General features: G+C 29.6%; 18 protein-coding genes. 15 read left to right on the forward strand and 3 right to left on the reverse strand.

Going from position 1 to position 20540, the window contains the following annotated elements; all coding sequences use genetic code 11:
* Positions 1–6: 6 nt before the first annotated feature.
* Positions 7–633, reverse strand: a complete 627-nt coding sequence (locus ACSVC9_RS15310; protein WP_446898265.1) for a DNA-3-methyladenine glycosylase — start codon at positions 631–633, stop codon at positions 7–9.
* A gap of 149 nt (positions 634–782) precedes the next feature.
* Here ACSVC9_RS15310 and larC point away from each other — a divergent pair, with 149 nt between their 5' ends.
* The 4 genes from larC to ACSVC9_RS15330 all read left to right on the forward strand — a co-directional run bounded on the left by larC (position 783) and on the right by ACSVC9_RS15330 (position 5822).
* Positions 783–1985, forward strand: coding sequence for a nickel pincer cofactor biosynthesis protein LarC (gene larC, locus ACSVC9_RS15315; protein ID WP_446899879.1), 1203 nt, complete (start codon positions 783–785; stop codon positions 1983–1985).
* Positions 1986–1998: 13 nt separating this feature from the next.
* Positions 1999–2748 carry a nickel pincer cofactor biosynthesis protein LarB gene (gene larB, locus ACSVC9_RS15320; RefSeq protein WP_446898266.1) on the forward strand — a complete coding sequence of 250 codons (750 nt, stop codon included), beginning with the start codon at positions 1999–2001 and terminating at the stop codon, positions 2746–2748.
* 354 nt (positions 2749–3102) lie between these two features.
* Complete coding sequence (locus ACSVC9_RS15325) at positions 3103–4491, forward strand: radical SAM protein (protein ID WP_446898267.1); 1389 nt, start codon at positions 3103–3105, stop codon at positions 4489–4491.
* An 89-nt stretch (positions 4492–4580) separates the two neighbouring features.
* Positions 4581–5822 (forward strand): ABC transporter substrate-binding protein, encoded by a 1242-nt coding sequence (locus ACSVC9_RS15330; protein ID WP_446898268.1) that lies wholly within the window; start codon positions 4581–4583, stop codon positions 5820–5822.
* Between the two features lie 117 nt (positions 5823–5939).
* Here the strand turns inward: ACSVC9_RS15330 and ACSVC9_RS15335 are convergent, their stop codons facing one another.
* On the reverse strand, positions 5940–7058 hold the full coding sequence (locus ACSVC9_RS15335) for a glycosyltransferase family 4 protein (RefSeq protein ID WP_446898269.1): 1119 nt from the start codon (positions 7056–7058) through the stop codon (positions 5940–5942).
* A 167-nt stretch (positions 7059–7225) separates the two neighbouring features.
* On the opposite strand from ACSVC9_RS15335, the gene ACSVC9_RS15340 reads away from it, so the two are divergent.
* The 4 genes from ACSVC9_RS15340 to ACSVC9_RS15355 are packed head-to-tail and all read left to right on the forward strand — an operon-like array spanning position 7226 to position 10299.
* A complete protein-coding gene (locus tag ACSVC9_RS15340) occupies positions 7226–8233 on the forward strand; it encodes a CotS family spore coat protein (protein ID WP_446898270.1) in 1008 nt (335 codons plus the stop codon).
* A 24-nt stretch (positions 8234–8257) separates the two neighbouring features.
* Positions 8258–8449 (forward strand): hypothetical protein, encoded by a 192-nt coding sequence (locus ACSVC9_RS15345; RefSeq protein WP_446898271.1) that lies wholly within the window; start codon positions 8258–8260, stop codon positions 8447–8449.
* A gap of 41 nt (positions 8450–8490) precedes the next feature.
* Positions 8491–9237 carry a spore coat protein gene (locus ACSVC9_RS15350; RefSeq protein WP_446898272.1) on the forward strand — a complete coding sequence of 249 codons (747 nt, stop codon included), beginning with the start codon at positions 8491–8493 and terminating at the stop codon, positions 9235–9237.
* A 33-nt stretch (positions 9238–9270) separates the two neighbouring features.
* Entirely contained in the window at positions 9271–10299 is a 1029-nt protein-coding gene (locus ACSVC9_RS15355) for a CotS family spore coat protein (protein ID WP_446898273.1), read from the forward strand.
* 57 nt (positions 10300–10356) lie between these two features.
* On the opposite strand, the gene ACSVC9_RS15360 is transcribed toward ACSVC9_RS15355, so the two are convergent.
* Positions 10357–11484 (reverse strand): glycosyltransferase family 4 protein, encoded by a 1128-nt coding sequence (locus ACSVC9_RS15360; RefSeq protein WP_446898274.1) that lies wholly within the window; start codon positions 11482–11484, stop codon positions 10357–10359.
* A 114-nt stretch (positions 11485–11598) separates the two neighbouring features.
* Here ACSVC9_RS15360 and ACSVC9_RS15365 point away from each other — a divergent pair, with 114 nt between their 5' ends.
* The 7 genes from ACSVC9_RS15365 (at position 11599) to ispE (ending at position 20423) form a co-directional block, all read left to right on the forward strand.
* A complete protein-coding gene (locus ACSVC9_RS15365; protein ID WP_446898275.1) occupies positions 11599–12606 on the forward strand; it encodes a CotS family spore coat protein in 1008 nt (335 codons plus the stop codon).
* A gap of 130 nt (positions 12607–12736) precedes the next feature.
* On the forward strand, positions 12737–13633 hold the full coding sequence (gene yabG, locus ACSVC9_RS15370) for a sporulation peptidase YabG (RefSeq protein WP_446898276.1): 897 nt from the start codon (positions 12737–12739) through the stop codon (positions 13631–13633).
* A 202-nt stretch (positions 13634–13835) separates the two neighbouring features.
* Positions 13836–14072 carry a Veg family protein gene (locus ACSVC9_RS15375; protein ID WP_446898277.1) on the forward strand — a complete coding sequence of 79 codons (237 nt, stop codon included), beginning with the start codon at positions 13836–13838 and terminating at the stop codon, positions 14070–14072.
* A 252-nt stretch (positions 14073–14324) separates the two neighbouring features.
* The gene (locus ACSVC9_RS15380) at positions 14325–15878 is read left to right on the forward strand and encodes a DUF3794 and LysM peptidoglycan-binding domain-containing protein (protein ID WP_446898278.1); all 1554 of its coding nucleotides are present in this window, start codon (positions 14325–14327) and stop codon (positions 15876–15878) included.
* Positions 15879–15941: 63 nt separating this feature from the next.
* Complete coding sequence (locus tag ACSVC9_RS15385) at positions 15942–16790, forward strand: cyanophycinase (RefSeq protein ID WP_446898279.1); 849 nt, start codon at positions 15942–15944, stop codon at positions 16788–16790.
* 15 nt (positions 16791–16805) lie between these two features.
* Positions 16806–19436 (forward strand): cyanophycin synthetase, encoded by a 2631-nt coding sequence (cphA, locus tag ACSVC9_RS15390; protein WP_446898280.1) that lies wholly within the window; start codon positions 16806–16808, stop codon positions 19434–19436.
* 144 nt (positions 19437–19580) lie between these two features.
* A complete protein-coding gene (ispE, locus tag ACSVC9_RS15395) occupies positions 19581–20423 on the forward strand; it encodes a 4-(cytidine 5'-diphospho)-2-C-methyl-D-erythritol kinase (RefSeq protein WP_446898281.1) in 843 nt (280 codons plus the stop codon).
* The last annotated feature ends 117 nt before the right edge of the window (positions 20424–20540 follow it).

The following is a 20540-nucleotide window of genomic DNA, read 5'->3' on the forward strand; positions in this document are numbered from 1 at the left end:
ATTTAACTACTTTCTTGGGAGTTTATTTTTTGACACGTAGATATTATCTTTTATATAAAATCTCCATGGATAATTAACAGCTTCTTCTGCATAATCTATTCCTATTCTCTTTGATGATTTTACTTCAAAATTTTTTGTACCGCCATCCAGTATGTATAAATTATCTTTACATAGATCCTCTTTATTCTGACTTCTGTCTATTGAAAGAGCTTTGCAGAGTTTTCCAGGACCATTTGTTAAATTCCTGATTTCATATTTTGAAAGTTGGTTATAATGTTTTTTAAATCTATTAAAAGCAAGAGTGTCTAGATCATCTAAAGGTTCCAAAGCTCTTACTAGAACTGCATTTGGTATTCCCTTCTTTTCCGTTGTAATGTTAAAGCAATTATACATACCATATATCATAAATATGTAGGAAATTCCGGGTATTTCGTACATTACTTCTGTTCTCTTTGTCCTTCTTCCGCCGTAAGAATGGGCGGCCTTGTCTTCAATACCCTTATAAGCTTCTACTTCAACTATTTTACCAAAAAGCAGTTTCCCATTTATATTATGAACTAATATATTTCCTAAAAGTTCTTTTGCCACTTCAATAGTATCTCTGCTGTAAAAAGATCTAGTTAGTTTTTTCATAGTATTCACATCCCTATAATAATTAATTATATAAAACTATTAGAGCATGTCAAATAATTTTATGTTTATTAAATATAGACAGTTATGTTACAATAATTAATAATAAATGTTTTATTAAGAATTTACATCTCGGGAAGGGGTAGTGCAATATTATGAAAATACTTTATTATGATTGTTTTTCAGGAATAAGTGGAGATATGAATTTAGGTGCCATGGTTGATATTGGCGTGGATGGAAATTATCTTGTATCAGAACTTGCAAAATTAAATATTAATGAATATAATATAGTTATAAAAAAAAATACTAAAAATGGTATTGCAGGAACAAAAGTAGACGTTATCCTATTATATGGTAGCAATTCTCATGGTGATGAACACCATTCCCATCATAGAAATTTACATGATATTGAAAATATTATAAATTCAAGTAAACTAAATTCTAAAGTAAAAAAAATAAGCCTTGAAATTTTTAAGAAGGTTGCTGAAGCTGAGGCAAAAGTTCATAATAGTTCTATATATGAAGTACATTTTCACGAAGTTGGAGCAGTTGATTCTATTGTAGATATTGTAGGTGCGGCTATATGTTTCGACTATTTGAATATAGATAAAGTTGTATCTTCTAAAGTTGAAGTGGGATATGGTTTTGTAAAATGTGCACATGGCACTTTGCCAGTACCTGCACCTGCTACTGCTGAAATATTAAAAGGTGTTCCTATAAAATCACAGGTACCATTTGAAGCTGCAACACCCACTGGCGCTGCAATTTTGACATATTTTACATCTGAATTTACAGATTCTAAGAATTTTAAGATAAATAAGATAGGGTATGGTATAGGTACAAAGGATAATGATTCCATACCAAATGTTATTAGAGTTTTTATAGGGGAAAGCAATGAGTCAGGTAACTGTGACGGAGGATACTCTAAAGATCATATAAAAGTTATGGAATGTAATATAGACGATATGAATCCAGAAAACTATGAATATGTAATACATAAGTTATTAGAAAAAGGTGCATTAGATGTATACTTAACTCCAATAATAATGAAAAAGCAGAGACCAGCAGAGAAATTGACTGTTTTGTATAAAGAGCAATATGAAGATGATATAATGGATATTGTGTTTTTAAATACTACGACTTTAGGAGTAAGAAAATATGTGGTTGAGAGGGATAAGCTCCAGAGAGAAAGCCAAAAGGTAATGACGAAATATGGAGAAATAACAGTAAAAAATTCTTATTACAAAGGTAGAAAAGTAGGTTCCAAGCCTGAATATGATGATTGTAGAAAACTTGCAATTAAAAACAATATCAGCATATCTGAGATACAGAGGGAAATAATTAAACTAGGATAAATAGGGTGATAAATTGGACTTGAAATATATAAAAGAATTATTAGAGAATGTAAAAAATGGGTTTTTAAATATAGATGTTGCTGCTGAACAACTTAAAGATTTGTCATTCAAAGATTTAGGTTATGCAAAGATTGATAATAATAGAGAATTTAGAGTAGGCTATCCAGAAGTAATATATTGTGCTGGCAAAACTGTTTCACAGGTGAAAGGTATAGTTCAATTCATGTTAACAAAAAATGACAATATACTTGGGACGAGGGCAAGCGAAGAACAGTATAAGGCAGTAAAAGAGATATGCCCAAAGGCTAAATATAACAAAGAATCAAAAATTATTACTATAAAGAATAAATATATCAAATCTTCAGATACTTATATAGCTGTTATAACTGCAGGTACTTCTGATATTCCAGTTTCAGAAGAAGCTGCAATAACTGCTGAAATGTTTGGAGAAAGAGTTGAAAGAATATATGATGTAGGGGTAGCAGGTATACATAGATTATTTAATAGATTAGATGTAATACGGGAAGCAAAGGTAATAATTGTTGTAGCAGGTATGGAGGGAGCTTTGGCAAGTGTTATTGGAGGATTGGTTGATAAACCAGTTATTGCTGTTCCAACTAGTGTGGGTTATGGTGCTAATTTTGGTGGACTTTCGGCTCTCCTGGCCATGTTAAATAGTTGCGCAAGTGGAGTAAGTGTGGTAAATATAGATAATGGATTTGGTGCAGGTTATTTAGCAAGCATGATAAATAGAATCCATTGAAAGAAAAAATTATTAAAAGTCAATAAATTTTCATACTAAATTAAATAATCTGTATTGACATAATAATTATATCGTTATCATTTCCAGCATTGTTATAGTGTAATATTCCTTAATTGCAAAATATTTTAAATATAACTGTTTTAGATGATTTATACTAGAATTTATGGAAACACTCTTTGAATCTTTAAATGACTATGAATATCAACTAATATCTATGATACTGGTGAATTGAACATTAAAATTTTGAAAGTTATAATGGAAGTGTAGCTATAGAAATTGTAATTATGGGAATTATTCATAATATGTAGGAATATCATTTCTTATCAATTAATATTTATCGGGAGGAATGGCAAAATGAAGTTAACAGGAGTGTTAGAAAAAACAGCTAAAGACACACTGGTAAAGGCTGGCGTACAATTGTTAAATAGTAAGAATCCAGAAAAAAGTCTTGATAAGCTGTTTGCACTGGTTAAGAAAACAGTAGGCAAAAATGAAGAAAGCTTAGGAAAAGTTTTAAGAGTAGAGGAATTATATAATACAAATCCAGCAATTCATGAACTTGTTACTAGTATAGTCAGGGATACAAATAGAAACTGTATGGATAAGTTTTTTACAAATTTCTTTGCAAATGCAGCTTGGTATGGAGTACCGAAAAGAGAGAAATTTTTAAAAGAAACGGGGATAAAAACGCCTTTTACAATACTTATAAGTCCATCTATGAGGTGTAATTTACGTTGTACTGGATGCTATGCCTCAAGTTATAGTAAAGAAGATGATATACCATTTGAAGAATTAGATAGGATTATTGGAGAAGCGAGAGATCTTGGAATTTATTATTTTATAATTCTTGGAGGGGAACCTTTTATAAATGAATATATGCTCGATTTATATGAAAAATATAATGACTGTATGTTTACCCCGTTCTCTAATGGGACCTTATTTACTGAAAAAGTAGCTGATAGAATCCAAAAGCTTGGTAATGTCATTCCAATGTTTTCTCTTGAAGGATTTGAAGAAGAAACAGATGCCAGAAGAGGTAAAGGAATATTCAAAAAAGTCATGCATGCAATGGATCTTTTAAAGGAGCGTGGCATTTTATTTGGTGTATCATCTGCAACAGGAAGACATAATATAGATACAGTAACTTCGGATAAATTTATAGATATGTTGATAGAAAAAGGTGCCAAGATGAGTTGGTATTTTCTATTTATGCCTGTTGGAAAAGAACCGGATATGAGTTTGATGCTTACCCCTGAACAAAGATTAAAACTTGGAGAGAGAATAAGACATATAAGGACTGAAAAGCCGTACTTTACCATTGATTTCTTCAATGATGCTCCCTATGTAGGAGGTTGTATAGCAGGGAAGTTCTACTGTCATATAAACTCAGAAGAACAGGTAGAACCATGTATATTTGCACATTTTGCTGTAGATAGTTTAAAAGGTGGCAAAAAACTTGTTGATGCATTTAAATCAGATTTCTTTAAAGAATTGAGAAATAGACAGCCATATAATCGTAATTTGCTTTTGCCATGTATGATGATCGACAACACAAAACAGATTAGGGATATTGCTAAAAAAACGGGGGCAAAACCTACTGACGAAGGTGCGAAGATGATGCTTGAAGATCCAGAATTCCAAGCAAAACTTGATAAATTATCAAGTGACTTTAAACCTTATGCAGAAAAAGCATGGAAAGAGGAATTTGATTCAAAAGGAAATTATAAAATGGCAAAAGGCTAAAAAGAGCTGAAGAATAGTTTCTTCAGCTCTTTTTATGGTATTATAATTCTATATATACAATTTAGATAAATTTATATAGGAGAATGTTTATGAAGAGATATATGAAATTAAGTTTAGTTTTTATACTGATTGTAAATTTGATCATGACAGTATCATGTCAGAAAAAGGATTCTTATAGCTCGGATGAACTATATAGGGGAAATATAACTATTGCAACTGATAGTATTCACAAGAGTCAGATTCAGTTTGCAGCAAAGGAATTTGAGAAAAATCAGAAATATGTTAGTATAAATATAAGAGTTGATGATAATTTAAAAAATATAAAAAATCAGTATGATATTATGAGTATCGATGATGAAGATATAAAATATATAATTGACAAAGATAAAAACAATATTCTGGATTTAACAAATTTGATATCAAGCTATAGAAATAATATTATATACAATAAGCTTCATAATGATATTTATAAAGATAAAGTGTATGCTGTGCCATGGGAATCAATTCCTAGACTTGTAATATATAGAAGAGATATATTTAAGAATAAAGGAATAAATGTTATGGATATTAAGACATGGCAGGATTATATAGATATAGGTAAAAAGTTAAATAGGGAAACCGGAAAATATTTTATGGGAAATGATTTAAGTACTAATGATTTAAATCTAATTCTGGCAAACCAACTTGGGAGTAGCTATTTCAATAATAATGAAAAATTGGATTTTGAATCTGAAAAATGGTCTAGAATATTTGAGCTAGAGAAGCAGATGTATTCTCAAAATACAATCATAAATTTTGATTCTGAGAAAGAAGTTATAGATGCTGCCAGTAGAGGAAGTATTTTAGCCTTTATTGCAACTTCATATTCTGCACATAACTTAATGAATGCAATGCCCGAAAGTAAGAAAATGTGGGGAGTTATGAATCTGCCAGCGTTTGAACAGGGAGGGAATACAAGTGCATCATTAGGTGGAATAAATTTAATTGTTAATAAGAATTCCAAAAACATCAAACTCGCAAATGCATTTATAAAATTTGCGATTACAGATGATAAACTTCAGATAGAACTATTAGATAAATATGGTAGAATACCTGTATATAAAGATTCATATTCTTTTAAAGATATAAATAAATCTATAGAATATTTTGATGATAGTATATGGAAATTATTTATAATTTCCCAACAAGGAGCTTCAAATATAGAATATACTAAGTATTTTCCAGAAGTAAAGAATAAATTAAATAGCATTTTAAGGCCCAATAATATAAAACAGAAAGATACAAAAACTATAATTTCTTATATAGGAAAAATTTTAGAAAAAAACCCATAAAACGTTTACAGAAAGATAAATATATTGTATAATACTTATATGGGGATTAATCATAGGGATTTTTTTAAGATAAAATCTTTTAACTAGGAGCGGAAAGCTAGTTAGAAGATTTTATTTTTATGAATTTAATATCTTGTCGTATATTTTTAAAGTTTCTTCAGAAGTCTTTTCCCATGAGAAGGATTTTGAACGGTTTAAACCTTTTAAACTCAATTCATTTTGTATGCTCTTCTCGTTTAAAATTGCTTCAATTGAGTACGTTAAGCTTTCTATATCATTTGGGTTAACTAATATGGCGCTATCTTTAGTTACTTCAGGTATTGAAGATACATCTGATGTAACTACCGGAGTACCACAACTCATAGCCTCAAGAGGTGGAAGACCAAAGCCCTCATATAAAGATGGATATACAAACAGATCAGAAGCATTATAAAAAATTGGCATCATGGAATCTCTTACAAAGCCTGTGAATTTTATATTTTTAGCTATGCTTAAATTTGAACACAGATATTTTAGTTTTCCCAATTCATCTTTATTCGAACCAACAATAACCAAATTATAATCATTATCTAAATTTTTGTGAACCTTAGAAAAGGCTTTTATTAAAGAAGAAACATTTTTTCTGGAGCTAAAACCTCCTATATATAATATGAAAGGCTTATCAATATTGTATTCCGATTTTATCTTATCTTTACACATTTCCTTATCTAGAGGCCTATATTTTTTATCTGCAGCCAGTGGTATTACAAATATTTTATTTTTATCTATCGGAAAGAATTTTAGTATATCTTTTTTCGAGCATTCAGATACAGTTATAATTGCATCAGCTATATTTATAATTTTAGGCATTTCCTTTAGAAATTTGGAAAGGTAACCCCTTCCTACAGTTTCAGGTAGTATATATGGTATCAAATCATGAATAGTTATAACCTTTTTGCAATCTATATTTTCTGAAATACCTATACCATTTTGAGGTATGTGGTATAGGTCAATAGCTTCTTTTTTTAGATTCTGGGGGAAATAGTACTGCTCAAAAAATCTATGCTGTCTTTTAGATGCCATTATTATTTTAGTATTTTCTCTATTAAAATTATTATATTTATTTCCAGACCAATATATATGATAGAAATTTTCAGGATGCTTTTTTACCATATATGTTAGTATTCTATCTGTATAAGTGCCTATGCCGGTACCTTTATACCAGTTAATTCCTCTCGCATCAATGGCAATTTTCATTAATTATAACCTCCATAATAAAGCAAATTAAACAGTGATTAAATCTTTTGTTAAAACATTATAGTATATATTATTGCTGTGCATATAAAAAGGTGAATTTTAAGATTTATCACATACATAAATAAACATTCATATACTACAAATATAGTGATTTTGGAGGGAAAAGAGTGGATATTTTAGGTATACGTGAATGTGTTGAGAATAATTATAATATCCATATTGAATATATTGAAAAGATAAAAAATGTCTATAAAATTGGCAATGGTTATAAATATTCTTGTTTAAAGGTAATAAATTATGACTTTGGGCATTTTCTATTCATCATTTTAGCTATAAGACATTTGCAGAAGTATGGATTTAAGAATACACCCAAAATAATGAATACGAAATCTGGACAAAAATATATAAAAATTGAAAATAGTTTTGCCTATTTGACGCCATGGATTGATTCCAGAACAGCAGATTATGATAATGATACTGATGTATCAAGGGCTGCCTTTAAGCTTGCAGAGCTTCATAAGAAAAGTTTAGGATTTAAGCTGACAAGAAATATGAATCCAAGAATTTACTGGTTTAAGTGGATGGAGACATTTAATACGAGGCAAAATGAAATACTTGATTTCGAAAGAAGAATTTTAAATAAGGAAAATAAATCAGAATTTGATGATCTTTACTTTAATAAAATCGATGATGAGATTGAAAAATGTAGGTATTCTATAGGCAATCTATCGGAAAGCAGCTACTTAGAAAAAATGAAAACTGAAGTAATAAAAGGTGGTTTTTGTCATCATGACTATGCAGATCATAATGTACTTATAAGTCCTGATGGTGATATGAATATTATAGATTTTGATTACTGTATATTAGACACACACCTTCATGATTTAGCAAGTTTGTTAATAAGGAAAATGAAACATGGGAAATGGAAAATAAAAAATGCACTGTTTGTACTGGATTCCTATAATTCAATAAATAAAGTGGCTCAGGAGGATATACCTATTATGGCAGCCTTTATGGAATTCCCACAGGAATATTGGCAGATTGGTATACAGTATTATTGGGAAAAGCAAAGATGGAGTGAAGAAGTATTTATTAAAAAACTGAAAAAAATATTTGAGGATGAAGAAGAAAGACAGGAATTTATAGAGGAGTTCAGAACTAAAAAATATAATTAAAAATAGTGAAAGGGGAAGACTCAAATGTCTCATAAAAAAAGGTCTGAAAATAAGGAACAAATAGAAAATAAGGATTTGGGATATTATGAAAATAAAGTAAATAGTTTAAAGAAGACAGTAAAACAATTGGAAAAAATAAAAAGAAGAAAAAAGCAGGAAGCAGAACTTGAAAAGAAAAAGAGAAGAATACTAAGAAAAATGAGGAAGCATCATTGAGCTTACTGTATTTTATTGTTATAGAATGAGGTGATTTATAAGTGTACTATTTTGATCTTGATTCATGTTTTTATAAGTATCTGGAAGCCAAAAAAATAATTAAAGTTGATAATTTTAACTATCAGATTAAAAGTAAGGATATAGATGCTTTAAAAATAGATAATCAGCTGGAGATCATAAATGAATTTCATAATAGAACTTTGGGCTATACAGGATACATGAATAAAAGATTAAATAACAACCTTGGGAGAACTATAGAGCAGTACAAAATGTATATAAAATGGCTTAAAAGGGACTTAAAGGAAATAGAAGTTGGATATGATAATAGTGAATTTAGGAAAATAATTGGTGATGTCGGAAAAAATTATTTGGAAAAAGCTAAAAAATGCATAGACAATATATATGAAAGCAATTATTTATGTCTCTTAAAAAGAAGCGTGGGTAGAAATGAAGTTTGTCTTAAAAATATATATTTTAACAATCTGAGAAAAGTGCAAGATACTATAGAAGTAGTTAATTTAAATGGTTGCTGTTATAATATGGTTGAAATGGATGGAATAAATTTTTTGAAAAAATTAAAAAGAAAATCAATAGATATTGATACTTATAGTATTATATCTAGATTTTGTAATATATCGCATTTAGATAAAGACAGTTTAGAATTTATGATATCTGTACTCAGTTATCCTTATGAATTTATGAAATGCTGCAATAAATATAGATACAGAATAAAATCTCTACCAGAAAAAGTATATGTTGATGAACTAAAGAAAGTGATATCTATGTAAATTTTTATTAATATTTGAAGGAGGTATTTATTGTTGGCAGAGAAATATACTGATAAGAAATTTCTTACAGAATATGATTTATGTATAGAACTCTTTAAAAGTTTTGATTTAAAAGTATATGATGTAGTACCAGTTAGAAATGTTTATATGATATCTACGGATAAAGGCGAAAAGATTTTAAAGAAGATTGAATATACGCAGGAGGAATTAAGCTTTATATATGACGTTCTAAATTATATAAGAGCTAAATTTAATAGAGTTGTAAATTTTGTAAAAAACAAGCAAGGAGATATTTATACTATTTGGAATGGTGATATGTACTGTATAATGGATGTAGTTGATGGTATTGAATGTAACTTTAATAATCCAATAGATTTGACTATTGTATCAAAATCACTGGGAGAACTTCATAGAGCCTCTGAGGGATTTAAGACAAACTTGCGCAGTAAATATAATATTGGAAAGACAATTGACACTTTCAAAAGAAGAATTGAAGAAATGGAGTTTTTCAAAAATATAGTAAATATACATGAAAAGAAAAATGCATTTGATGAAATATTTATAAAAGATGCAGATTATTATATAGATGAAATAAAAAAAAGCATAAATATGTTGGAGGATGCAGGCTATTATAAATTATGCAGTGAAGATGACAAGATAGTTGTATGTCATAATGATTTAGCCTACCATAATGTACTAATAAAAGGTGGAGAAGCATATTTCATAGATTTTGATTATGCTTTAATCGATATTAAGGTACATGATTTATGTAATTTTATAAATAAGGTAATTAAAAATTTTGCTTTTGATATAAATAAAGCTAAATTAATAATTAAAAATTATTGCAAAACTAACAGCCTAAGTAGTAGAGAGATTAAAGTTTTGGATGCTATGCTGAATTTTCCATATGATTTTTATACTATTTCAAGGGACTATTATGCTAGACGTAAAGAGTGGGATGAAAGTGTATTTTTGGAAAGAATAAGAAAAAAAGCATCCTATAAAGAAGATAGAAAAGAATTTTTAGAAAATTTTCAAAAGGAAATATCTAGTATTGAATGATTCACTTAATATAAAAAGTTTGTGTATTGAATTAGCACAAACTTTTTTATATTTAAATCATTTTTCATTTATTATTTTATTGTAAATATTTAAAGTGTGTTCTGCTGTTTTTTTCCAGCTAAATTGGGAAGATCTATGCAATCCGGATTTCACTAAATTGACATAAAGTTTACTATCGGATAGTATATTTAACATTGCATTGCATAAATCCTCATGATTTTCAGGATCTATTAATAGAGCACTTTTACCGACTACCTCGGGCATAGATGTTCTATTTGAAGTTATTACTGGAGTACCGCAAGCCATAGCTTCTATGGTAGGTAGACCAAAACCTTCATAGAAAGAAGGATATAAAAATAATTTTGATGCATTGTATATATAAGGAAGATGGTTAATAGATATAAATCCTGGAAATATAACTTTATCCTGTATATTCAATTTTTCGGTACACTTTCTATATATACTATATGATTTCCCTTTGTTCCCAGCGATAACAAGGGTTATAGGCTTTTTGTATAAAGAAAGAAATTTTTTAAAACTTTCAATAGCACCTATTATATTTTTCCTTGGACTAAATCCCCCTACGTAAAGTATAAAATCACCTTCTATAGAGTAATAATTTTTAGCTATATATTTACTTATGCGTTTGTCGAGAGGTTTATATATATCTTCGCTTGCTAGGGGAGTTACATATATTTTATCTTCTGGAAAATCAAAAGCCTTCATTATATCGGACTTTGAAAAATTAGATACTGTAATTATTCCATCACATTTTGGTATTATTTTAGGTATATATTCTGAAAATAATCTTAAATATCTATCACTTACAGTTTCTGGCATTCGATATGGAATAACATCATGAAGAGTTATGATAAACTTGCAATTTTTTGTATATGGAAGCCCAACTCCATTTTGGGGAATATGATAAAGTTGTATTTTTTCGTCTTTTAAAATATTTGGAGTATTTATATCATCCCAGAAATTATCTTTTTTATTATCTTTGGTATCATTAAGTTGAAAATTTTTTCTTAAAGTCATTTCAAATCTGCACTCTTCTGGCATAAAAAGAGTATAATTGTTTATTCTATCTATTTTATTTAAACAATTTATTAACTGGTAAGTGTAGGTACCTATACCAGTGCCCCTATACCATTTGGCAGCACGTCCATCAATTCCTATTCTCATGATAAAATTCCCCATAAACTTAGTATATTTTATTATATTAGAGTACAGTTAAAAATGTTAATATTCTTCTAAACTGAGGGATCTGCTCATATAGATATATAGAGGTGATTAAACATGATGCGAGAATTTGAAATAGAGAGGCAGTTTGATATTAAAATTGAAACTATAAAGCCTAATAGAGGTGTATATTTTTTAAAAACCAATAAAGGTTTAAAATGCCTAAAAAAGATAAATTACGGTACTCAAAAACTTTTGTTTGTTTATGGTGCGAAGGAGCATCTTATTAAGAATGGATTTCCAAAGGTGGATAAATATTCAGTTAACATAAACGGGAATCCATATGCACTTGTTAATGAAGATATATACACTTTATCGGAATGGATTTCTGGAAGAGAATGTGACTTTAAGGATGATGTTGATATCAAAAATGCATCAAAGTGTCTTGCAAATTTGCATGAATCTTCTAAAGGATATGAGCCTCCTGAAAATAGCAAACTTAAAACAGACCTAGGAAGATGGCATCATCTTATGGAAAAAAGAGTTAGATCCCTTGATAAGATGCGAGATATGAGTAGAAAGAAAAATAATAAGGGCAAATTTGATATGAATTATATAAGGGAGGTGGAATTCTATAAGGACTTTGGAAAAAGAGCTATAAAGGTGCTTAAAAATTCAAAGTATAATGAATTATGCGAATTAACCGAGGAAGAGATGAGTTTTTGTCATCATGATTTCACATATCATAATATTATAATTGATGATGATAATAATGTAAATGTAATAGATTTCGATTACTGTAAGCGAGAAATAAGAGTATATGATATTTCAACTTTTATGATTAAAGTTTTAAAGAGAGTGAATTGGAATATTGATTATGCAAAACTTATAATAGACTCTTATAATGAAGTTAGTGAACTTAGAAAGGAAGAATATACAGTTTTATTTGCATTCTTGTTATTTCCACAGAGGGTGTGGAGACTTGCCAACAGATACTATTATAATGAAGTCAACTGGCCTGTAAATACGTTTAATAATAAGCTAGAACAGTTGATTTCTGAAAAAGATAAATATGTAGAGTTCATTGATAAATTTAAAAAGCTATATAACTTAAAGGAAGTATAAAAAAATAATAGTTTAAAACTGCAGGGGCTTCTATTATGGTTATTAACCAAAATAGGGCTCTTAATTTGTGCACCTAAATAGATTGATTTCATAGTATATATATTATGACTAGTTGTGCGGAGATGAAAGCATGAAAATAGGAGATATGGTTGTAAGAAAATCTTATGGAAAAGATATAACCTTTAAAATAATAGGAATTGAAAAAGTAAATGGAGTATTTGTTTATACACTGAAAGGCATGAATCTTAGAATAATAGCTGATGCTGAAGAAGATGATTTGGAAGTGGTTTCAGAGAATTCTTCAACTGATACCGAGAAAATATTTACAAAAAAAGTTAACAATTCTATTAAAAACATTTTGATGAATAGAGGGGGCTTTAGAGGAGGAGGCTTTAGGGGAGATCCATTACAGGAATACAAGTATAGAAAATTTTCTCAAGGTAACTCAAAAAATGAACTAGCTTTTGGGAGACCAGGTAAAATACTTCATATAGATGGAGATGTAGAATATCTAGATGTATGTATTAAAGTTTACAAACAACTTATGTTGGATGTTGTAGGAAAAAATATATCTGAAAAAGAACAGCCAGAGAAAGTTGTAGAACTTGTAAGGAATATAAAACCCGATATTGTAGTTATTACAGGCCATGATTCCATTGCCAAGGAGTGTACTGACTATACGAATATAAATAATTACAAGAACTCAAAATATTTTGTAAAATCAGTTCTAGAACTTAGAAATTATGAGCCTAACTATGATGATTTGGTTATATTTGCTGGAGCATGTCAATCATGCTATGAAAAGATTTTAGATTCTGGTGCAAATTTTGCAAGTTCTCCAAGTAGAGTTTTGATTCACTGCCTTGATCCAGTATTTTTATGTGAAAAAATAGCCTACACTAATATAGAGAAAGTTGTTTCTATCCAAGAAGCACTTGAAAATACAATAACTAGGACAAATGGAATAGGGGGTCTCCAAACACGAGGAAAATACAGAGAAGGATTTCCTAAATCGCCTTATGTATAAAATCATTAGTATTGTAAATAATATTGAATATATGAGTGATTTCAAGAAATTTTGATAAAAAATCACCTTAATCGTACTATTCTGTTTCTGTTCACAAAAAATTAATATTGACAAAACAATTTGTTAACTGTAAAATATAAAGTTTACTTGACATCATACCCGCATGGGTATATACTATAATAGTGGAGAGAAGGTGTTTAATATGGCAAAACCAAATGTTTTGGTTTCGATAAGGAAAAATATTGAAGACCACGTAGGCGATAAAGTTACATTGAAAGCAAACGGTGGTAGAAGAAAAGTTTTTGTAAATAAAGGAGTAATAGAAAAAGCTTATCCTAGTATCTTTGTAATTAGATTAGAAAATGAAACTCAGAGAAAAGTGACATATAGCTATTCAGATGTTTTAACTAAGACAGTTCAATTGGTGTTTTCAGCATAAAAATAAATTTTATCAATCTAACTAAAAGTTCATATCTGTATAATAATTAATACACAACCAAAATACAATTTTAGATTGAACTCACTTAAACTCCATCCCTTTTGGATGGAGTAATTTATATTTAAACAAATATCCATAATAATTATATCTCAATCTCTGGATAAATTCTACTTAAATAAATTATTTTTTATGCATATTTCTAATTTTTTAGTTATATAAATAAATAGTAGATTTTATAGGGGGATAAACTATATGAGTATAGATTTGATTAAAGAAAATATAGAATGTGAACAACTTCTTGCTGAAAATTTTTGTGATACTATAATAAAATCGGAATATGTAATACCTGATACCCATCCAGATGTTTCGGATATTTTAATATTAGATGCAAAACCAGTTATAACAAATGAAGAGATTATGCAGGATAAGATATTCCTGGAAGGGAAAATTGATTATAATATATTGTATCTTGCACAGGAAGATAATGGAATGGGGATATATAGTGTGAATTATATAGGTGATTTTTCAAACTATGTGGAAATTCCTGGGGCAGAACATACAATGAGTTGTGATGCTGAATGTTATATTGAACATATGAATTGTATGATAGTAAATGAAAGAAAGATTGAAATAGAAGGAATAGTAAAATTAAAAGGAGAGGTATACAAAAATTATGATTTTGAAGTTATAAAGGATATAGGTGGACAGGAAGATATACAAATGTTGAAAAATCCAGCTACACTAGATAAGATAGTAGGAACGGTCTCAGGTAATTTAATAGCTAAAACAGAGCTTCAGATAGCTTCAGATAAACCTCAGATAGAAGATATATTAAAAGTTGATGCTGTAATCCATAAAAAAAATGTAAAGGTACTTGAAGACAGGGTTCAAATAGAAGCATATATATTGACTAAAGTACTTTACAGGGGTAAAGAGACTAAAGATGTTATAACTTTAGAGGATGATGTGCTTGTAAATAAAGAAGTAGAATTAAAAGGGGCATCGCCATCAATGGACAGTTTTACAGATTTTATTTTGGATGGACTGGAGTATACAGTAAGGGAAGATGATCTTGGAGAGGATAGAATAGTTCAAATAGAAGCACTGGTGAAATCAAATACAAAAGTTATGTATAAAGAAGATATGGATATAATAGAAGATGTGTATTCTCCTGATTCTCTTATGAAAATAGATAAGAAGGATTATGAATTAAATGTTATCCATGGACAAAATACAGTTCAGAATATGATTAAATCTAATATAGAATTAAATGATAATGAAAAACTTCAGAATATATTTATGTGTCATGGTGATGTATGCATTACAGATAAGAAAATAGTTGAGGATAAAGTAGTTGTAGAAGGTGTATTAAACGTAAAAGCGCTCTATGGAATTTCTGGAGGGACAATAAGCAAGGCAGATGAAGAAATACCTTTTACTTGTTCTTTGGATATACCTGGGAGTAAAATTGATATGCAATGTATAGTAAAGACTTCAGTTGAAAGCATAGATGCAAGTATAGAAGTAAATACTATAGCCATTAAAGCCATAATAGAAATTTATGCTAGAGTTAATTATATTACCCATAAAGAATTTCTCGTAAATGTGGATAATCTTGACGGTGAGATACCTGAAAAGAAGGCCAGTCTTACCATATACGTTGTCCAAAATGGTGATACTCTTTGGAAGATATCTAAAAGGTACTCTAGTACTATAGAGGATTTGGTTAAATTAAATGATATAGAAGATCCGGATAATATAAAGATAGGGGATAAACTTCTTATACCAGGCAGGGCTATAATCTAATATGAACTTAAACTTCAGTAATTATATGACTGAAGTTTTTTTACGCGCATAATTATTGAAAAAATGGTAAAAATACTAAATATCTATAGGAAAGGATGCGTCATTTTGGAGGAAAAATTAGAGGGAAATTTGATAATAATAGGAGGGGCAGAAGATAAACAGGGCGATAGACATATACTAAAGGAAGTATGCAGTAAGCTAGATAAAGAAAAGGATATATTGGTTATTGCGACTATAGCTTCTGAGATACCAAAAGAACTTGGAAATGAGTATAATACCATATTTAGAGAGTTAGGAATAAAAAATATAAGAATATTGAATATAGAAAAAAGGATGAATGCTTATGAGGAAGGGAGCATAAGTAAAATTGAAAATGCCTCCTTAATCTTTTTTACTGGAGGGGACCAGCTGAGAATAACAAGCCTTATAGGAGGGACACCTTTATACTCAAAGATAAAGGAGTTATATATGAATGGTTGTATATTTGTGGGTACATCCGCAGGGGCTTCTGTTATGAGTGATACCATGGTAGTTACAGGCCCTGATGATGAAGCACCTAAAAAATGTACGCTCAAAATGGCACCGGGACTTGGTTTCATAAAAGGAGTTATAATAGACCAACATTTTGCACAAAGAGGGAGAATAGGCAGGCTCCTTGTTGGAATTGCTGAAAATCCAGAAAGCCTGGGAATAGGGATAGATGAGGATACAGCTATTGTTGTTAAGGATAATGGTGAATTTAAAGTTATAGGATCTGGAGCGGTATATATAATTGATGGATCTAGTATAAGTTGTAGCAATGTGTCAGAACAATATCCTGAAGAAGTACTATCAATTTTTGATGTAAGATTGCATGTTCTTAAGAATGGAAATAGATTCAATATAATAAGTAAATTGCCATATAGTGATTAGGAGGATTTAACTGATATGAAAATAGATAATATTAAAGTTTTTGAAGGGAGAAATATATACTCTCATAAAAAATGTATTAAAGTATGTGTGGATTTAGAAGGATATAGTGAAATCCCGACTAAAGATATAAAAAACTTTAATAATAGGTTGCTTAAAGTTATACCTGAGTTAAATGAGCATAGGTGTGGGATAGATGAAGATCACGGATTTGCAAAAAGATTATACGAGGGCACATATCTTGCTCACGTATGTGAGCATATTATAATTGCACTTCAAAATATAATAGGCGTTGATGCTTATTATGGTAAATCAAGAGAAATACAAGGGAACAAATACTACATAGTGTTTCAATATGTTTATAAAAATACAGGGATTCAATCGGCACGAATAGCAGTAGATATCATAAATTCTTTTATAAATCAAATAGAATATGATTTTGACAAAGCAGTTTGTGTATTAAAAGATATATTGAGAAATGAAAAAATAGGACCAAGTACGGCATCCATAATTCAGGAGGCAAAAAAAAGAGGGATACCTGTAACCAGAATAGGTGACAATAGTGTATTCCGATTAGGATATGGGAAATATAGTAAAATTATAGAAGCTACCATATCACCCAATACGAAAGCTGTAGCAGTTGATATAGCATGTGATAAATTGCTTACTAAAGAAATATTAAGGAACCAATGTTTGCCCGTAGCAGATGGAGATTCAGTAAATAACATGGATGATCTTATTAAAAAGGCAGAAGAAATAGGATATCCTGTAGTTTTAAAACCTCGAAGAGGAAATCAAGGCAGAGGTGTATTTGCAAATTTAAAAAATAAAGAAGAAGTTATAGCAGCATATAAATTATTATGTAATGATTTCACTGACATAATTATAGAAAAAAATGTATTGGGAAGGGATTACAGAATTTGTATTGTAAATGGTAAAGTTGTAGCAGCTTCTGAGAGAATAGCTCCCTATATTATTGGTGATGGGATAAGTAATATAAGAAAACTTATAGAAAATATAAATAAGGACACTATGAGAGGTTACGGACATGAAAAACCTCTTACAAAGATAAAAATTAATGAAGAGCTAAAAGCATATATAGCAAAGAAGAACTATAATTTAAATGATATCCTTAAAAAAGGTGAAAGATTGATTTTAAGGGAAAATGCAAACTTGTCTACAGGAGGCAAAGCTGCTGATTGTACAGATATGATATGCAGCGAAAATATAGATATTTGTGAAAGGGCAGCTGAAGCAATAGGTCTGGATATTTGTGGGATAGATTTATGTTGCAAAGATATAAGTAAATCCGCATTAAATGGTGGTGCAATACTCGAAGTAAATGCAGCACCAGGTATAAGAATGCACCATTATCCGAGCAAAGGAGAGGCTAGGAATGTATCAGAGGCCATAATAGATGAGTTGTTTAAGGATTCTCCAAGTACTATACCTGTCATATCAATCACAGGTACCAATGGTAAGACTACTACTACTAGACTTGTAGCTCACATATTGAATATAGCTGGATATAAAGTAGGTATGACTACTACAGGGGGAATTTATATAGATGGCAAATGCATATATACGGGAGATACTACTGGATATTATAGTGCTAAGACTGTACTCAGTAATAAGGAGGTAGAAGTAGCTGTACTGGAAACTGCAAGGGGAGGAATAATAAAAAAAGGCCTTGCCTATGACAAAGCAGATGTTGGAGTTATAACAAATATAACGGAAGATCACCTTGGTATAGATGGAGTAGAAACAATGGAGGATTTGGCTTTTGTTAAGGCCCTTGTAGGAGAGGCTGTAACAGATGGAGGATATGTAGTATTAAATGCAGATGATCTTGTAAGTATGAGCATATTGAATAGAATTAAAGGCAATATAATAATGTTCTCAAAAGATAAATACAATACTATTCTCAGAAATAATATAAATAAAGGTGGCTGTGGAATTTATATATATGATGATGTTATATATCTTGAAAGAGAAGATAGTGTAATTCCAATAATAAAAGTTTGTAATATAAAGATATCCATGGGTGGAAAACTCATGTACAATGTGGAAAATGCCATGGCTGCGTGTGCAGCAGCCATAGCATTAAATATAGATTATGTAGATATAAGCAGGGGTCTTAAAAGCTTTTATGGGAATGCTGTTTTTAATCCAGGGAGATTTAACATGTATAAGTTAAATGGTGCAAAAGTTATTTTGGATTATGGACATAATATTGAAGGATATAAATCGGTAATTAGAGGACTTAAAAACATATCTCATAAAAGACTTATTGGAATAATAGGAGTTCCAGGTGATAGAGAGGATAAGAGTGTTGAGGAAATAGGAAGAATAGCAGGAGAAAATTTTGATTATATATACATTAAGGAAGATCAGGATAGAAGAGGAAGAAAGCTTGGGGATATAGCAGCGATTTTAAGAAGAGGTGTACTTAAAACAGGATTCAATGTAAAGAAGGTAAGAACTGTATTAGATGAGAAAATGGCATTTGAAGAGGCATTAGAAAGTCTAAAAAGAGAGGATATTTTGATAATATTCTTTGAAAATCTAAAACCTCTTCAGAATTTGATTAATAAAAAAATTGCTGAAGAGAAGACAAATAAAATTGAAAATTCTAAGGCTATGGTGTGAGAAGAAAAATATTGAATTCAAATTACAAATGTAAACGTAGAGTTTTAAGCATATTTGTAGTAGAATATAACAAGTATAGTAGAAAAACGTTATATGTGACAAAATACAAAAACAATAACTTAAATTTGTAATTTGGAGGATAATATGTTAGTTAAAGCTTATGCCAAGATAAATCTATCACTTGATGTTATTGGTAAAAGAGAGGATGGATATCATCTTTTAAGAACGATAATGCAGACTATAGATTTATATGATGTTGTAGTAATAGATAGGATAAGTAGCGGAATACACATATTTTGCAATAAAAATTATATACCGTTGGATAATAGAAATTTAGCTTATAGAGCTGCTGAATTGTTTATGAACACTTATAATATAAAAGATGGTATTAAGATAAATATAGAAAAATATATTCCAGTTTCAGCTGGACTTGCAGGTGGAAGTACGGATGCCGCAGCAGTACTTAGAGCTATGAGGGATATTTATAAACCCAATTTAAATAATAGAGAACTGGAGAAGTTAGCTTTAAAAGTAGGTACGGATGTAGTGTATTGTATTGAAGGGGGAACGGCTCTTTGTGAAGGAATAGGCGAAAAGGTAACCAAAATTACTCCATTTAAAAATCATGTTCTGGTACTTATAAAACCTCCTTTTGGAATATCTTCAAAGAATGTATATGTTAATCTTGATTTAAATAAAGTGAATAAGCATCCTGATACTAAATTGCTATTAAAAGCTGTGAAAGAAAATGATGTAGTAAAGTTAAGTAAAAATATGAAGAATGTTTTAGAGAATGTTATATTGAAAAAGCACTATATATTAAAACAGATAAAAAAAGAAGCTGTAATGTTAGGAGCATTGGGAGCATTGATGAGTGGGAGCGGATCAACTATATTTGCTATCTTTGATGACATGCAAAAGGCTCAATTGTGCTATGATAAGATGAAATGTAAGTATAAGGAAGTATTTATTACAAGAACAATTTAATATGGAACTTGAAGGACACCGTAAAAATTATTTATTGATTAAGATGATTTTTACGGTGTCCTTTATTTGATTTGAATAACAGTTGATACAGTGAATAATTAAGCTGATAAAGGCAAA

The organism is Clostridium sp. LBM24168, from assembly GCF_052953915.1.

Bases quoted from the DNA above. Each gene is read 5' to 3' on its own strand.
- ACSVC9_RS15310 (WP_446898265.1), bottom strand. From the start codon at position 633: ATGAAAAAACTAACTAGATCTTTTTACAGCAGAGATACTATTGAAGTG.
- ACSVC9_RS15325 (WP_446898267.1), top strand. From the start codon at position 3,103: ATGAAGTTAACAGGAGTGTTAGAAAAAACAGCTAAAGACACACTGGTA.
- ACSVC9_RS15330 (WP_446898268.1), top strand. From the start codon at position 4,581: ATGAAGAGATATATGAAATTAAGTTTAGTTTTTATACTGATTGTAAAT.
- ACSVC9_RS15335 (WP_446898269.1), bottom strand. From the start codon at position 7,058: ATGAAAATTGCCATTGATGCGAGAGGAATTAACTGGTATAAAGGTACC.
- ACSVC9_RS15345 (WP_446898271.1), top strand. From the start codon at position 8,258: ATGTCTCATAAAAAAAGGTCTGAAAATAAGGAACAAATAGAAAATAAG.
- ACSVC9_RS15360 (WP_446898274.1), bottom strand. From the start codon at position 11,484: ATGAGAATAGGAATTGATGGACGTGCTGCCAAATGGTATAGGGGCACT.
- ACSVC9_RS15365 (WP_446898275.1), top strand. From the start codon at position 11,599: ATGATGCGAGAATTTGAAATAGAGAGGCAGTTTGATATTAAAATTGAA.
- yabG (WP_446898276.1), top strand. From the start codon at position 12,737: ATGAAAATAGGAGATATGGTTGTAAGAAAATCTTATGGAAAAGATATA.
- ACSVC9_RS15375 (WP_446898277.1), top strand. From the start codon at position 13,836: ATGGCAAAACCAAATGTTTTGGTTTCGATAAGGAAAAATATTGAAGAC.
- ACSVC9_RS15380 (WP_446898278.1), top strand. From the start codon at position 14,325: ATGAGTATAGATTTGATTAAAGAAAATATAGAATGTGAACAACTTCTT.
- ACSVC9_RS15385 (WP_446898279.1), top strand. From the start codon at position 15,942: ATGGTAAAAATACTAAATATCTATAGGAAAGGATGCGTCATTTTGGAG.
- cphA (WP_446898280.1), top strand. From the start codon at position 16,806: ATGAAAATAGATAATATTAAAGTTTTTGAAGGGAGAAATATATACTCT.
- ispE (WP_446898281.1), top strand. From the start codon at position 19,581: ATGTTAGTTAAAGCTTATGCCAAGATAAATCTATCACTTGATGTTATT.